This window comes from Brevibacillus antibioticus, assembly GCF_005217615.1.
Taxonomy (GTDB): domain Bacteria; phylum Bacillota; class Bacilli; order Brevibacillales; family Brevibacillaceae; genus Brevibacillus; species Brevibacillus antibioticus.
This window is the reverse complement of sequence record NZ_SZNK01000001.1, coordinates 3,454,444-3,469,868: the sequence shown is the minus strand read 5'-3', so window position 1 is coordinate 3,469,868 and position 15,425 is coordinate 3,454,444. Positions and strand designations below refer to the sequence as shown.

General features: G+C 49.4%; 13 protein-coding genes. 11 read left to right on the top strand and 2 right to left on the bottom strand.

The features are described from left to right. The first annotated feature begins 1,656 nt into the window (after positions 1 to 1,656). The gene (locus E8L90_RS16145) at positions 1,657 to 2,115 is read left to right on the top strand and encodes a TspO/MBR family protein (RefSeq protein WP_137033478.1); all 459 of its coding nucleotides are present in this window, start codon (positions 1,657 to 1,659) and stop codon (positions 2,113 to 2,115) included. A gap of 12 nt (positions 2,116 to 2,127) precedes the next feature. On the opposite strand, the gene E8L90_RS16140 is transcribed toward E8L90_RS16145, so the two are convergent. Beyond that, a complete protein-coding gene (locus E8L90_RS16140; protein ID WP_137030279.1) occupies positions 2,128 to 3,420 on the bottom strand; it encodes an amidohydrolase in 1,293 nt (430 codons plus the stop codon). 219 nt (positions 3,421 to 3,639) lie between these two features. Between E8L90_RS16140 and E8L90_RS16135 the strand changes: the two genes are divergently transcribed. The 9 genes from E8L90_RS16135 to E8L90_RS16095 all read left to right on the top strand — a co-directional run bounded on the left by E8L90_RS16135 (position 3,640) and on the right by E8L90_RS16095 (position 12,820). Next, a complete protein-coding gene (locus tag E8L90_RS16135; protein ID WP_482758298.1) occupies positions 3,640 to 4,497 on the top strand; it encodes a MurR/RpiR family transcriptional regulator in 858 nt (285 codons plus the stop codon). Positions 4,498 to 4,514: 17 nt separating this feature from the next. After that, entirely contained in the window at positions 4,515 to 5,552 is a 1,038-nt protein-coding gene (locus E8L90_RS16130; RefSeq protein ID WP_137030277.1) for a serine hydrolase domain-containing protein, read from the top strand. 24 nt (positions 5,553 to 5,576) lie between these two features. Further along, a complete protein-coding gene (locus E8L90_RS16125) occupies positions 5,577 to 6,860 on the top strand; it encodes an ABC transporter substrate-binding protein (protein ID WP_137030276.1) in 1,284 nt (427 codons plus the stop codon). Positions 6,861 to 6,992: 132 nt separating this feature from the next. After that, complete coding sequence (locus E8L90_RS16120) at positions 6,993 to 7,886, top strand: carbohydrate ABC transporter permease (protein ID WP_137033476.1); 894 nt, start codon at positions 6,993 to 6,995, stop codon at positions 7,884 to 7,886. Between the two features lie 33 nt (positions 7,887 to 7,919). Beyond that, complete coding sequence (locus E8L90_RS16115) at positions 7,920 to 8,744, top strand: carbohydrate ABC transporter permease (protein WP_137030275.1); 825 nt, start codon at positions 7,920 to 7,922, stop codon at positions 8,742 to 8,744. Next, positions 8,731 to 9,711: an N-acetylglucosamine kinase gene (locus E8L90_RS16110; RefSeq protein ID WP_137030274.1), complete on the top strand. Its 981-nt coding sequence runs from the start codon at positions 8,731 to 8,733 to the stop codon at positions 9,709 to 9,711. Before E8L90_RS16115 ends, E8L90_RS16110 begins: the two co-directional genes overlap by 14 nt. Before the next feature lie 127 nt (positions 9,712 to 9,838). Then, positions 9,839 to 11,251 (top strand): ATP-binding protein, encoded by a 1,413-nt coding sequence (locus tag E8L90_RS16105; RefSeq protein ID WP_137030273.1) that lies wholly within the window; start codon positions 9,839 to 9,841, stop codon positions 11,249 to 11,251. A gap of 12 nt (positions 11,252 to 11,263) precedes the next feature. Then, positions 11,264 to 11,578 (top strand): DUF3870 domain-containing protein, encoded by a 315-nt coding sequence (locus E8L90_RS16100; RefSeq protein ID WP_007725309.1) that lies wholly within the window; start codon positions 11,264 to 11,266, stop codon positions 11,576 to 11,578. Between the two features lie 27 nt (positions 11,579 to 11,605). Beyond that, positions 11,606 to 12,820: a sensor domain-containing diguanylate cyclase gene (locus E8L90_RS16095; protein ID WP_137030272.1), complete on the top strand. Its 1,215-nt coding sequence runs from the start codon at positions 11,606 to 11,608 to the stop codon at positions 12,818 to 12,820. Here E8L90_RS16095 and nhaC read toward each other — a convergent pair. Then, the gene (gene nhaC / locus E8L90_RS16090; protein ID WP_137030271.1) at positions 12,817 to 14,169 is read right to left on the bottom strand and encodes a Na+/H+ antiporter NhaC; all 1,353 of its coding nucleotides are present in this window, start codon (positions 14,167 to 14,169) and stop codon (positions 12,817 to 12,819) included. The two genes, E8L90_RS16095 and nhaC, sit on opposite strands and share 4 nt — an antisense overlap. Before the next feature lie 330 nt (positions 14,170 to 14,499). On the opposite strand from nhaC, the gene E8L90_RS16085 reads away from it, so the two are divergent. Next, positions 14,500 to 15,423 carry an NAD(P)/FAD-dependent oxidoreductase gene (locus E8L90_RS16085; RefSeq protein WP_137030270.1) on the top strand — a complete coding sequence of 308 codons (924 nt, stop codon included), beginning with the start codon at positions 14,500 to 14,502 and terminating at the stop codon, positions 15,421 to 15,423. Positions 15,424 to 15,425: the final 2 nt, after the last annotated feature.

Genomic DNA, 15,425 nt, shown 5'->3' with positions numbered 1-15,425 from the left:
TGGGGGTTCTAGGTATGTGGCTGCGGTGGGGAGAAGAATATTTCCAGTCTAGGCTCCAGGCTCCGTCCTACTGGGGGATGAGACTGTCCGCTCCGAAGGGATTTGCGGGGAAACGCAAAAGTGGTAGCCGCTACGTCGTACGGGCACGGTTGCGTTTCTTTTGCCCGCAAATCCCTTCTCCGCTGGGTAGGACTCCACAAGTCGCTACGTCTGGAAATATTCTTCTCTGTCGGAACTTCTTACATTCTTCAATCTTTTAAAGCTTTTAAGACCCGTTTAAGCACGGAAAGCTCGTAGAGGAAACAGGAGAAAAAAGCGAAGATCTTAGGGACACCGCCCGAGGCGCAATGAAAAAAAGAGAAACAAGCCCTTAGCGTCCACCTCTGAGACGCCTCCTGAATGGACAACTTTGGACGCGGGTTTCGCTTTTTTTTATGGAACCGGGCAGTGAATCCCCCAGCGGGTGGCCCTAGAAGCTGAGCGTTTTCTCCTGTTTTCTCCCCGGCACTACAGCAACAACTAAAGATTTTCTATGTATGTAGCTACGGTGGGGAGAAGAATATTTCCAGTCTAGGCTCCAGGCTCCGTCCTGCTGAGGGCTGAGACTGTCCGCTCCGAAGGGATTTGCGGGGAAACGCAAAAGTGGTAGCCGCTTCGTAGCACGGGCAGGTTGCGTTTCTTTTGCCCGCAAATCCCTTCTCCGCTGGGTAGGACTCCATAAGTCGCTACGTCTGGAAATATTCTTCTCTGTCGGAACTTCTTACATTCTTCAATCTTTTAAAGCTTTTAAGACCCGTTTAAGCACGGAAAGCTCGTAGAGGAAACAGGAGAAAAAAGCGAAGATCTTAGGGACACCGCCCGAGGCGCAATGAAAAAAAGAGAAACAAGCCCTTAGCGTCCACCTCTGAGACGCCTCCTGAATGGACAACTTTGGACGCGGGTTTCGCTTTTTTTTATGGAACCGGGCAGTGAATCCCCCAGCGGGTGGCCCTAGAAGCTGAGCGTTTTCTCCTGTTTTCTCCCCGGCACTACAGCAACAACTAAAGATTTTCTATGTATGTAGCTACGGTGGGGAGAAGAATATTTCCAGTCTAGGCTCCAGGCTCCGTCCTGCTGAGGGCTGAGACTGTCCGCTCCGAAGGGATTTGCGGGGAAACGCAAAAGTGGTAGCCGCTACGTCGTACGGGCACGGTTGCGTTTCTTTTGCCCGCAAATCCCTTCTCCGCTGGGTAGGACTCCACAAGTCGCTACGTCTGGAAATATTCTTCTCTAGCGTGACTGACCACGTTCTTCAATCTTTTAAAGCTGTTAAGACCCGTTTAAGCACGGAAAGCTCGTAGAGGAAACAGGAGAAAAAAGCGAAGATCTTTGGTACACCGACCGAGCCGGAATGCAAAAAGAGAAACACGCCCTTAAGCGTCCACCTCTGAAATACATCCTGAAAGGACCACTTTGGACGCGGTTTCGCTTTTTGCATGGAGGCGGGCAGTGAATCCCCCAGCGGGTGGGACAAGAATCTGAGCGTTTTCTCCTGTTTCCTCCCCAGCACTACAGCAACGACCAAAAAGTTTTTTATAAATCTCTGAAACTAGCATGAAAAGAGCAGGACCACTCATAGATATAGAAGAGAAAGAAGAAGAAAGGGTGACTACCTGGATGAGATTGGTGCACAATAGTCTTCTATTTCTTGCGGGAGTGGTCCTCTATTCACTAGGTGGTATCGCTTTTCCAGACGGTGGGGCCTGGTATGATTCCCTGGCCAAGCCCGATGGAACACCGCCAATCTACTTGTTTCGCATCATCTGGCTCATTCTATACGCACTCATAGCATGGTCGTTACTGATCTTGATTCGAACGAGGCAGATAGACCGCGAGCTTTTGCTTCTATATGGGATCAATTGGTTTTTTCATCAACTTTTTTTCGTGTTGTTTATCGGGTATCAACTGCTCGTGTTGGCTGCGCTGGACACCATTCTGGTGATGTATTCCACATGGGTACTCATTCGCGCCATTCGTCCCCACCACAAAATCGCATCCTCGCTGCTCATTCCCTCTTTCATGTGGAGCGTGTTTGGGATATGTCTCGCAATTGGCTTTTGCCTGCTCAACCTGTGAGCACAAAAGCAATTACAGACCCTCAACGAGTCGGCTGGCTCGCGTTGTCGCTTCTCTCTTTATTTCCTCCCATTGGAGGGTTTGGAATTGGCGCTGATGCATCAAAATTTCTCCGTTCACAATGGTTGTATCCACATCGGCTCCCGTCGCGCTGTATGCGAGCAGGGCAAGGATGTCATGGACAGGCTGCAGGTGGGGTTTATCCAGATCGATCAGGATGAGATCAGCTCGCTTCCCGACTTCCAGAGTTCCGACCTCGTGATCGATCGCAAGCAGTTTTGCACTTTCGATGGTAGCCATGCGCAAGGCTGATTCGGCAGGAAGTACCGTTGGATCACCGTGCTTGAGCTTTTGCATCCAAGTCGCGGCTTTGATCTCAGCAAACATATCGAGGGTCGTAGCACTGCCGGCACCGTCTGTTCCCATCCCGACAGTGACCCCGGCCTCGATCAGCTCTCTGACAGGGGCGATGCCGCAGCCGAGCTTCAAATTGCTGACAGGATTATGGGCGACACCGCCTCTCATCCCGCGAAGAAGCGCGACATCGGATTCATTCAAATGAACAGCATGCGCGAGCAAGACGTGTGTATCGTGGAACATGCCCAGTTCATGCAAATACTCCGTGGGAGTCTGATTGTACCTGGCCCGGATTTTCTCTCCTTCCTCAATCGTTTCAGCCAGATGGATGTGGAGCGGGATTTGGCGCTTGTGGGCAAGCTCGATAACTCCTTGCAAAGGTTTCGGCGGGCACGTATAGGGAGCGTGCGGACCGAGCATCGTCGTGATTCTGCCATCGCCAGCCCCCGTCCAGTTGTCGATGAGGTCTAAGGCTTCGGCCATTCGTCGTTCACCGTCATCCTCGAGAAAGACCATTCCGCGTGTTAAAGAAGCCCGAATACCAGAATCAAGTACCGCTTGGGCAACTGCATCCATATGCACATACATATCGGCAAAAGCGGTCGTGCCAGAAGCGATCATTTCCGCGATCCCAAGTGTCGTTCCCCAGTAGACATCTTCTCTTGTCATCCGTGCTTCAGCCGGCAGCATCTTTTTGTCCAACCAATCCATCAGCTTGAGGTCATCGGAAAAAGCACGCAGCAAGGACATGCTGGCATGGTTATGCGTGTTGATGAGACCGGGCATCGCTACCCTATTTTTTGCCAGTATGACACGGTCTGCTTCCTCTTCAAGGGATGGTCCGATTTTGGCGATTCGACCATCCACGATCCAAATATCCCCGAGAAATGGCTTCTCTCCCTCAACCATCGTCAAGATCATGCAGTCTTTAATCAATAACGTTTTCATGGGAAAATCCTCCTTTTTATTCCTGGTAGCGATGCAAGCGTAAAGCTTGACGCCGCGGGAAAGTCAAGGAGGGGATTTTTTGAAAAAGAGAGAACAAATTCAGAAGAGTTGTGATGGACTTCGTGAATTTGAAATATTGTTTATTAGATAACAATTGACGAGAGAAATAATGCTACATAAAATGTAGATAAGATTTGGGGGAAGAAAGTGATGTCGCATATGTTAAATGGAGGGCTTGTCAGCCTGCAAACAATCTTGGACCAATTGAAGCCTTCGGAGCGAAAAGTCGCTGATTATATCCTGGCTCACCCGGAAGATGTTGTGAAGCTTTCTGTCCAAAAATTGGCGGAATTCAGTGGGGTTTCCGAGGCGACGATTATCCGTTTGGCTCGTTCTCTTAATATGAAGGGATATCAGGAGTTAAAGCTGCGCGTCGCAGGAGATTTGACGAAACAGACGGCGATGGGCAGCTATCAGGAGATCATGATGGAGGGTTCCGTCGAATCGATTATGCAAGCGGTTAGCTGGAATAATATCCAATCCATCCAGGATACTCTCTCTGTCTTGTCCAACGAAGAAGTCAAGAAAGCAGTCGACGTGCTGGCGGTAGCCAGGAAGATTGATGTCTACGGCGTCGGTGCATCGGCGGTCATTGCTGACGATATCCGGCAAAAATTTTCGCGGATTAACTTGTGGTGTGAGGCTTATTCGGATTTTCACGCACAATTGACGTCGGCAGTCACTTTAACGGAAAAAGATGTGGTCATCGGCATATCTTATTCAGGACAGACCGAAGACATTATTCAATCGTTGACGGAGGCCAAGCAGCAGGGAGCGACCATCATTACCCTGACCAAATTCGGTCCCTCGCCAGTAGCCGAACTAGCCAACATCCGACTGTTCACCAGTTCTGTAGAAAAAAGCATTCGTAGCGGGGCCATGGCCTCACGCATTGCCCAATTGAACGTCATCGACATTTTGTTTATTACCATGATCAGCAGAATGCAAGAGCAAGTCATTCCCTTGTTAGAAAAATCAAGGCTTGCTGTTAGTCGGACGAAACGCTCATCGACGTAGGAAAAGGGAGGGAAGACATGGACGATCTGGAGCAACTATTACAAGGATGGGTGGACAACGGTGTGCTCCCGGGAGCTGCCTTGCGAATCGTTCGTGATCATCGTATCTGGTATGCGTGTGATGTCGGAACGACGAGTATCACCAAAGAGCAGCGGGTAACGCCGGATACCATGTTTGACCTGGCGTCGCTCACCAAAGTGACGGCGACGCTGCCTGCTATCCTCTTGCTTGTGCAGGAGGGAGTAGTAGCGCTAGATGATCAGATTGGCCGATTTTTCCCCGATTGTCCCGCTGATAAAAAGCGGATCACACTCGCGCAGCTGCTTGCGCATACCTCAGGAATGCCAGCAGATTTGGCAGAGAGAAGGCGCGATAGCGAGATCGATTTGCCAGAGTTGTTGTATGCGCAAGAATTGATTCACAAGCCTGGGACCCAGGTTGTTTACAGTGATTTGGGCATGATCTGGCTGGGCCTCGTTATCGAGCGAGTAACTGGAGAGCACTTGGACCAGTTTGTTACCCGGCGCATCTTTACCCCATTGGGCATGGCACATACAGTTTTCTGTCCGAGTCGACTTATTTATCGGAATATTGCGTCTACTGAATACTGCAGCCTCACCAACGCCTACATTACAGGCGAGGTTCATGATGAAAAAGCATTTGCGATGGGAGGGGTTGCCGGACATGCTGGACTATTTTCAACGGCTGACGATCTGTGCCGATACGCGATGAGCTGGTTGTACCAAGATCCTCGGATACTTGCGAGCGAATGGTACGAACTGGCGATTCGTAACCATACAGAGCAAGCAGGCGGGAGTAGAGGGTATGGCTGGGAGCTCAATCAAGCATCCACCACGCTGAGCTGTGGAAGCGGCTTGCATCGCAAGAGCTTCGGGCATACGGGTTTTACGGGAACCAGTATGTGGATCGACCCAAAGCAACAGTTTGCTGTCATCTTTCTCACCAACGCCGTTCATCTAGGCCGCAATCATCAGCTTCGGCAATTACGACCGATTTTGCACGATGCTGTTACGGCCCAGCTTTTGCAGACCTAAGCAAGAAAAAGGGGAGGGTTTCGCATGAAGCAATTTCGTTTTCGCTATGTAGCTTCTATTGTTTTGGCTGCGGTTATGGTAGTGACAGGATGTAGCAGTGGAGGAACCGAAACAGAGTCTGGCAGCAGGCAGGGTGGGGGACAGCAGGTAACACTCTCGATGCATAGCTGGCGCGTAGAAGACACGGAGGGCTACAAAGCCATTATCAAAGCTTTTGAGGCAGACAATCCGCATATCAAGATCGATTTCAAACCATTCAAAGCAACGGAGTACAATACCATTCTCAACACAGCGCTTCAAAGCGACAGTGGTCCAGATATTTTGCAGCTGCGTCCCTACGCTCCGGGTATTGCCCTGGCTGAAGCTGGACATCTGGAGCCTCTCGACAAGGTGCCAGGCATATTTACCATACCAAAAGACGTCCTCGCTGCGGCCACAGGTAAAGACGGTAAAGTCTACGGTGTACCACTATCCCTGAACTCCACGCAATTTTACTACAACAAGAAAATCTTCGAGCAAAATGGTCTCCAGGCACCGAAAAGCTGGGATGAGCTGATCGCGACAGCCAAAACATTGAAAGAGAAAGGAATCGTCCCAATCTCTTTCGGAGCAAAGGAAGGCTGGCTCCTCTCTCTCAGTCATGGTGTGATAGCTCCAGCTAGCTATAGCGGAACGGACTATCTCGACAAGCTGCTAAAAGGAGAAAGTGACCTAAAAAGCGCCGAGTTCCTCCAATCGGTGCAGCGTATGCATGAACTTATCCCTTATTTCCCGGAAAATTATGTGGGTCTTGAATTGAATGATATGCGGACGTTGTTTGCCACGGAAAAAGCAGCGATGTTCATCAATGGCAGCTTTGAGCTGGAAGGAATCAAAAAACTCAACCCTGATTTGCCACTTGATTTCTTCCCGATGCCAACCGATGACGGCAAACAAGTCCTGACTACCTGGGTCGATGGCTCCTATGCCGTCAATGCCAAGTCCAAACACAAAGCAGAGGCATTGAAATTCATGGAATTCATGGCGACGAAAAAGTTTGGGGAGCTATTCGCCAATCAGTTCAAACGAATTAGCGCGGTGCCAGGTGTATCGACTGACGATCCGTTGGTAAACAAGATGGCAGAGTTGTCCCAATCAAGCGCCACACCCTATTTGATGGTCGTCAATTTCGCGGAAGGAAAACCGACCACGAAGCAAACATTGGAAAACGCCCTACAAGGTATGTATTTAGGCAAGCTCACCCCTGAGCAGGTTGTAGAAGAAGTACAAAAGTCGGCGGCTACCTGGTTTCCTCCCTTTAAAAAATAGCAGACCGAAAGGGGGGAGTGGACCCGAGTTGGGTTCGCTCCCAGCTTCTGAACAGGCCGCAATGATTTTCGTAATAAAGGGGTGGGTATCATCGAGACGCTAAACAGGAAAAGCATTCGAACAAAGGGGCAAGTGCGCTGGCTGATTCACCTGTTTCCGCTGCCTGCGCTTGTTATTTATACGTTGTTTGTCGTGTACCCGATTTTTTCGGCATTCTTATACAGCCTGTACGACTGGAATGGCATCAAGCGTGGGGCTTTTGTCGGACTGCAAAATTTCATGACGCTGTTTACGGTAGAGCCTTTCAACGAAATGTTCTGGAATGCTTTTCGGCATAACGTCTTCTACTTTGTGGTCGAAATGATTGTGCAAAATGGGATTGCCTTCGGACTAGCTTTTCTCATCTATCGCAAAATAAGAGGCTCCGGGTTTCTCAAGATCGCTTATTTTATGCCAAGGCTGTTGTCTGTTATTGTAATTGGGTTTTTATGGAAGTTAATCTTGAATCCGAATTACGGGGCACTCAATACCGTTTTGGCAAAAATCGGTCTAGAAGAATGGTCCAGACCATGGCTCGGTGACCCGGATACAGCGCTTCTCGCGATTATTTTGATTAACTGCTGGTTTGGCATAGGCTTTGCCATGCTGATCTTTTTGGCGGGACTTCAATCGATCCCGGAGGATTTGATCGAGGCGGCGAGGTTGGATGGGGCAACAGGCTTGCGGATGCTGTGGAAAATGATTTTGCCGCTGTGCATGCCAGCGATCACGATTATGACGATATTTACGTTCATTCAGGCGTTTGAAGCGTTCGAGCTCGTCTACGCTATGCAAGGCTCGATGGGTGAGCCGTTTTATTCGACAGATACGCTGGCTGTTTACTTTTATCGCATGGCGTTTAGCAGCGGAGCTGGGGATGTCACACTTGGGCTCGGTTCGGCGTTGGCTGTCGTGTTGTTTTGCATCGTCGGATCTGTGTCGGCACTGTCACTCTATTTGATGAGGAAACGAGAAGTCCAACATTAATGCCGTGATCCTGCGTGGAAAGGAGGATGCGATGTGAAGATGACTGTGGGTGGGAGAGCTGTATCTTATGTGCTGGCGTATTTATTTGCGTTACTCGCGTTATATCCGATCGTACTGATGATTTCTTCTTCCTTGAAAACGAATATGGAGATATTTGCGAGTCCGCTCTCCCTTCCGAAGACGTTTAGCCTGGATACGTATAAAAAGCTGTGGGAAGCCGTGCCTTATGCTGACTTTTTATGGAACAGTGTATTCGTCAGTACCCTGTCTGTCTTGTTGATTACGGTTTTTTCAGCGATGGCGGCCTTTTACTTGTCGCGCTTTTCCTTTAAATGGACAGCGGGGCTATACTTCTTTTTCATTATTGGTCTGATGATTCCGATCAAGCTGGGGATCGTTCCCTTGTTTTTACTGATGAAGAATCTCGGCCTCTTGAATTCACTGTGGTCGCTGATTCTGATTTATACGGCGAGTGGCATTCCGATCTCTGTTTTTATTTTGACGGGCTTCTTTCGGACGTTGCCGATTGAGCTGGAGGAAGCGGCGCGGATCGATGGATGCAGCCACTTTCAGGTGTTCTGGCGCGTACTCCTGCCGCTGATTCGTCCGGCCTTGGCTACGGTGGTCATTATTAATTTCATCCATGCGTGGAACGACTTTTTCTTCCCGTTGATTTTCATTCAAGAGGAAGCGCTCAAGACGATTCCGGTAGGCATGATGGTGCTGTTTGGAGAATATGAAACGGATTGGAGCCTGCTGTTTGCTGGGCTCACATTGTCTGCCTTACCGATGATCGTCGTGTTTTTGATGGCATCGCGGCAGTTTATGGAAGGATTGACGGCAGGTGCAGTCAAGTAATGGGGAAAAGTGGTTGATCGGGATCGATGGAGGCGGAAGCAAAACCAGAGCAGCCATCTGCAATGAAGCGGGACAAGTAGCGGCAATGGTGGTGGGCGAATCATCAAATCCGCTCTCCAGGAGCTGGGGGGATGTGGAGGCTACGCTGCGCCAACTCATTGATGCTGTGAGGATAAAGGCAGGTGCCAAAGAAGAGGAAGTAGCCGGTCTGTTTATTGGGCTAGGCGGTGCAGATCGTCCGCAGATCAAGGAAAGAATTCAGCATTCCTTTGCCGATGAGTGGGGAGAACGGCTATTGATTGATAACGACGTAATCGCAGCGCTTTACGCGGGTACGTGGGGGCAGCCAGGCGTCGTTCTCCTTGCTGGTACAGGCTCGATTGCCTGTGCCTTTTCAAAAGAGGGGGCGCGGCATCGTGTAGGCGGCTGGGGGTATCTGGTAGGAGATGAGGGCAGCGGGTTTGATTTGGGCAAAAAGGCGGCAAGCGCCGTATTGCGCGAATACGATGGGCGCGGTGAATCGACAGTACTGACGAGACTGTTTATGGACCACTATGGCGTTGAGCGTCCTGATGAGCTGATCAGCCTGATCTACGGGGGAAGCAATCCGCGGATGGAGCTGGCAAAAACGAGTCAGCTCGTGGAACAAGCCGCAACCCTAGGCGATTCGGTGGCGAATGCATTGATCATGCAAGCAGTGGAGGATTTGCTAGAATTGGCCGATGCTTGTATACAAAAGGTCCAGGAGCCTGTACCAGTCGTTTTGGCGGGAGGATTGTTAACGACCAGTACAATTCTTCGTGAACAACTGATTGGGAGAGCTTCGTTTCAAACGGTCATTCCCACGGTATCACCTGTCGTTGGAGCATTGGTAGCGGCTTTCACAAAGCTGGGCTTAGTTGTTGACGAAAAAATGGCAGAGCAACTGCGTGTCAGTGCAGAGGTGCTGGAAAAATTGCACATTTAAATTTTCCGGGGGATGGAAACAGCAGAACGAATAGGGTAAAATTGGGTGAGAATAGGATTTGAGAACGTTGCAGGCTATTTCCGTAATTTGGAGTAGCCGTTTTCTCGTCCCAGGAGGGAGGGGCACGATGAAAAACTTATTGGACAGTGGATGGAGAAGTGGTCATCTCTATCGTTCCTTCTTTGATCAAATGATTCAGGCCACTTTTCTGCTCGATCAATTTGGTAGAGTTTTTAAAGGCAATCCTGCCTGCCAAGTGTTGAACGGCTACTCCGTAGAAGAATGGGAAGGGTCCTCATTTTGGAAGCTGGCTGTTTCTGAAGAACAGGAGATGGTACGCCTTCAAACACAATTTGCGATGAATGGCGATCCGAGACCTTTTTACACCGCTTTTCGTCATAAAGATGGGACAAGTATTCCCGTGTATATTACATATGGAACCTTTTGGGAGAAAGGCACGTCGATTGGGTATTATGCGATGGTGCAGAAGATGCCAGCCGCGTTTGGGGACGGATATGGCTCCAAAAGGTGCAGAGTATTGGATATTTCCGGTGAAGGTGCGTTCATCTACCATGCTGGGGAGCTTCAATACGTCAACCAAGTAGGGATGCAACTAGTGGGGGCTTCTGGCATTGACGAGCTGTTATGGTATCCTTTTCAATCGTTTTTCCATCCCCGTGATGTACCGAAGATCAAAGGGCTCCTTCGCATTTTGGAAGAAGGGGGAACGGCCACGCCGAGTGAGGTCGAGCTGATCGGCTTGGATGGCAGTCGGACGGAGGTAGAAGTGTGCGGAACATCTTTTCCGATTCAGGACAAGCCCTTCATGTATATACTGATCCGAGATATTACGGAACGCAAACGGGCGCAAGAATTTTTGCAAAACTCGGAAAAACTTGCACTGGTCGGTCAGTTGGCGGCAGGGATCGCCCATGAGATACGCAATCCGCTTACCTCGTTAAAAGGCTTTGTGCAATTAATGCAGAAGGATGGCATGAGAAAGCCGGAGTATTTTTCGATCATGAGCTCGGAATTGGCGCGGATCGAGATGATTGTTTCAGAGCTGTTGGTCTTGGCGAAGCCGCATACGGCTGTGTTTGAAGCCCGCGATCTGTCCAACCTGATCACGCATGTGGTTACGCTCTTGGAGACGGAGGCGATTTTGAAAAAGGTCATGATTCAGGTCGTTTTCGAATCAGAAGTCCCCTTGATCCACTGCGATGAGAATCAGTTGAAGCAAGCCTTCATTAACTTTTTGAAAAATGGGATCGAAGCCACCTCAGGGAATGGAGAAATTGTGATTCGGCTGCGGTGTGAAGATGACCGAGTCGTCATTCGGTTTGAAGACAATGGGGTGGGGATCCCGGCCCATCAGATAGCGAGATTGGGAGAGGCTTTTTTCACGACGAAGGAAACGGGGACGGGCCTTGGGTTGATGGTGAGCCGCAAAATCATCGAGAACCATCGGGGGACTCTGCAGTTGATAAGCAACCCAGGTAACGGAACGGCAGTCGAGGTATGCTTGCCGATCAGCAGCTAGGAGGACGACTGGATGAACAAAAATACGGTACTGACAGCAGGCTTCGCCCAAATCCCCAAGGGAACGACCTTGTACGAGGTTTCTACCATGGTAGGCTGTGTGCTCATCATTGATGTGGACGCCGAAGTGATTTGCGACGCCAGCTTTACCTTTGTCATGGACAAGACGAGCGAGTTTTTGGTGAGCTTGCTTGTAGGCAAGACAGTTGCAGATGGCATGCAGGAGATTACGAAGGCGATCCAAGAACGTTTTTTAGCACCTGGTCAGGGAGCTGTCTTGCAAGCCATCCGTGCAGCTATTGAGCGATATCATGAAAAAAAAGCGTAAAGCTACCCAATAGCCGGAGGGTTGAATATGCATGAGAAGCACGACGTTAGAGAAGCGTATGCAAGACAGTTGTTGGAGCGTTACAGCCAATGGCTTGGTAACATAGAAGCAGTCGAGCTTGGCGAGGTTGAAGCGCTATCTCGTGAGGTAGATAGTATGCTGTCGGAACAAGACAGTGTTTTGCATGCAGGACTGCTGAAGCAGATTGTGGAGCTGCGAAATAAGGTAACCGAAATGATGTGGATCTCTGAGCATATGAAGATTTTGCACGATCTCAGCCACATTTTTGCGAAAACATTTGAGGAAAGTGAAATTTTGTGGAAAGCATTTGAGCTGGTCTCGCGTGTGATGCGTGCAGATGCTTTCTTTATTGCCTTTTTTGATGAAGGCGACAGTGAGATCAAGATTCCGATCAGCATCGATAACGGGGTCAATTATGGTCCGCTCACCATTCCTTATGGGCAAGCGATGGTATCCAAAGTGATTGAGACACGGGAAACCATCCACATTAAGACGATGAAGAACGAGCCAAGCGAGCCAGAAATGTTCCGCTGGGGAAGCCCGGAAATGGATACGAATACATGCATTTTCGTTCCACTCATGCTGGGGAATCAGATCAAAGGCGTTGTTTCTGCCCAGTCTTATCGCGAATTCGCCTATAAAAAAGAGCACGAGGAACTACTGAAAATCATTGGTTTTCAGGTAGCAAGTGCGATCGAAACGGCGCGTTTGTATGAGCGAATGTACCAGATGTCATTTCAGGATGAGCTGACAGGGATTGCGAACTATCGTGCTTTCCATCGTGATTTGGAAAAGCTGCTGAGTGAAGAGGATGCGTCTGTCTCTTTGATTATGCTGGATTCAGACAGCTTAAAAGCGGTGAACGACCATTTTGGTCATCACGCAGGGGACGCACTGATTAAACAAATTGCCGAAGCAATGAAAGAAGTGGCGGGACCAGAGGATACCGCGTATCGTTATGCTGGAGACGAGTTCATGCTTCTCTGCCCAGGGTCATCGATGGCGATGGCGGAGGAAAAAGCGCATGCCATTCGGGAATATTTGCGCTTGCGCCCCTTAACACAGGACGATTGCTGCGTCTTGATTGCGGTCAGTGTAGGCATTGCGCGCTACCCTCAAGACGCAAACACGGCAGATGGCTTGAAGCGGGCAGCAGATGAGGCACTGTACCGCTCCAAGCGCAAAGGAAAAAACTGTACGACCGTGTATGCAGCTGGCTAAGCTTTCTGCCGACGCATGGCGAATAGAAACGTCAAGACTGGCGAGATCCACAGGTAGATGACATAAGGCAAGTATTCCAGTGTGGATACATGTAAGGTAGCGGTAAAGAATGCACCACTTACCCCCCATGGAATGAGTGGGTTGACGAGTGTCCCGCAGTCTTCGAGAGTACGAGACAGTCGTCTGCCCGCCATTCCGCGAGCTGCGAATGCTTCGCGAAACATCTGCCCAGGGAGCAGGATGGACAAATATTGTTCCCCTGTCAAGAGATTCACGAGAATAGAAGAAGATCCGGCAAGTCCGACCATCTCAGCGTCTTGTTTGATTCGATTGATGAATCCGGAAAAGAGTGCGTGAAACACACCGCTGTATTGCAGGATGCCGCCTAAAGACAAGGCAATCAAAATCAAGGCGAGGGACCAGGTCATCGACAACAGTCCACCGCGGTCCACAATCGATGCAACGGCTTCATTGGCGATATTGCTGGTGAAGCCTTTTTGCATGACAGTCATCCATTCGACCGGAGAGGTAACTCCTTCGGAAAGAGCAGCTGTGACAATCCCGCTCAAAATCCCGAATACCAATGTAGGCAAAATCGGTTTTCGCAGCGCTGAGCATAACAGGACAACGAATGCTGGCAGTAGAGATAAAAGGCTAAGCGAGAAATTTTGTTCCAAAGCAAGCTGGATTTCTTGAATGGCGTCTAGATTCACATCGGCGCTTTGTCCTTGAATTCCGAAGAAAATCGTGGTAATGACAAGGGCAGGAATGGCAGTGCGTGACATGAACTTGACGTGCTCCGACAAGGAAACACCTGCAATGGCTGCTGCAAAGTTGGTCGTGTCGGAGAGCGGCGACATTTTATCCCCAAAGCAAGCTCCACAAATAATAGCCCCGGCTGTAATCAACGGATCAAGTCCGAGTGCAGTGGAGACCCCCATCATAGCGACCCCTACCGTACTAATCGTGGTAAAAGAGCTTCCTGTAACAGTCGAGACGATCACCGTCAGAAACAGGGCGGAGAGTGTGAAGTACTCCGGTGAGATAAGCGAAATGCCGAGGTGCAAAATCATCGGAACGGTTCCACTCATCATCCATACCCCGATCAAAATTCCGATTAAGGAAAGAATCAGCATGGGGGCGATCGCGGTTTGAATTCCTTTGATCAAGCCCTCCTCCATTTGCTTCCACGGAACACCGAGCAGGAAAAGAAGAGTGGCAGCACCTATAGTTGCGAGGAAGAGCGGCATATGCGGCTCCACTTTGCCCCAGAAAAGGGCAGGAAATAAGATTCCGAATACGGTGACAAGCACCCAAATACTTTGCGAAAAAGATAATGGCTTGGTCATAATGGCAACTCCTTGTTAAATCAGCTTGAAGCAGTGAGAAGGTATATGTTTACTTTCGTACTTTTGTGCTTTCTTGCTTTTTTGCTTTTGTGCGTTCAAGTGTTAGTGGTACTTTATCCTGAATTACTTGTTTCGTCAACGAGATGGGGTGAATTCGGAATCGTAAAATAATACAGAAATTATGCGGTGGAAAAATGGACAACCTTTCAGAAGTGCTTATTTAAAATTATTATAAAAAGATATTGACTTTAAAATTATATCAAGTACAATGATAATTGTTCCTAGTTGATAATAATTACAATTTGATAATAAGGAAAGGGGGAGCCGTTCATGTATGATGTCATCATCATTGGCGGAGGACCAGCTGGTGCTTCCGCTGCCATTTATACAGCTCGTGGAAATCTAAAGACGCTCGTCATTGATAAGGCACCCGGAACTGGTGCGCTTGCCCTGACACATAAAATAGCCAACTACCCAGGGGTAGAAGGCGAGATGACAGGGAAAGAACTGTTGGATAAAATGCGCAGACAAGCGGAGGGCTTCGGTGCAGAATTCATCCAGACTACGATTTCTGCGGTAGATGTAGAGGATGAGGAAAAAAGCATCTTCACGGCGCATGGTACTTTCCAAGCAAAGACCGTGATCGTAGCGACTGGTTCCAAAGGACGTAACCGTATGCTTCCAGGAGAAGAGCAATTGCTCGGACGAGGCGTGAGCACTTGCGCCACATGCGACGGAGCTTTTTATGAGGGCAAGCATGTTGCGGTGATTGGTGATTCGGAGGAAGCATTGGAAGAAGCGCATGCACTGACCAAATTTACGAACAAAATCACTTTCTTGGTGCCGCGCGCAGATCTGCAAGGGGTAGATGAACTACCTGAGCTGCCGAACACGGAAATGCAATTCCGTACACGCCCGTTGGAAATTGTGGGAGAGAAGTCGGTCGAAGGGTTGCGCATTCGCACAGCAGATGGAAAGGAAGAAATGCTGTCCGTAGACGGAGTCTTCGTCTTCTTGTCTGGCAGCAAGCCGGGTACCGATTTCTTGGATGGGCAAGTTCCCCTCGATGAGGAAGGATTTATGATTCTAGATGAGTTCATGCAGTCTTCTGTTCCAGGCGTATTTGGAGCGGGAGAGGTACGCAAAACACCTGTGAAGCAAGCAGTAGTCGCTGCGGCAGACGGTGCCATTGCAGCAATGGCTGTAGATAAATACATCAACAAGCGTTCCAAAGTTGTCCCCCAATACAAATAGAA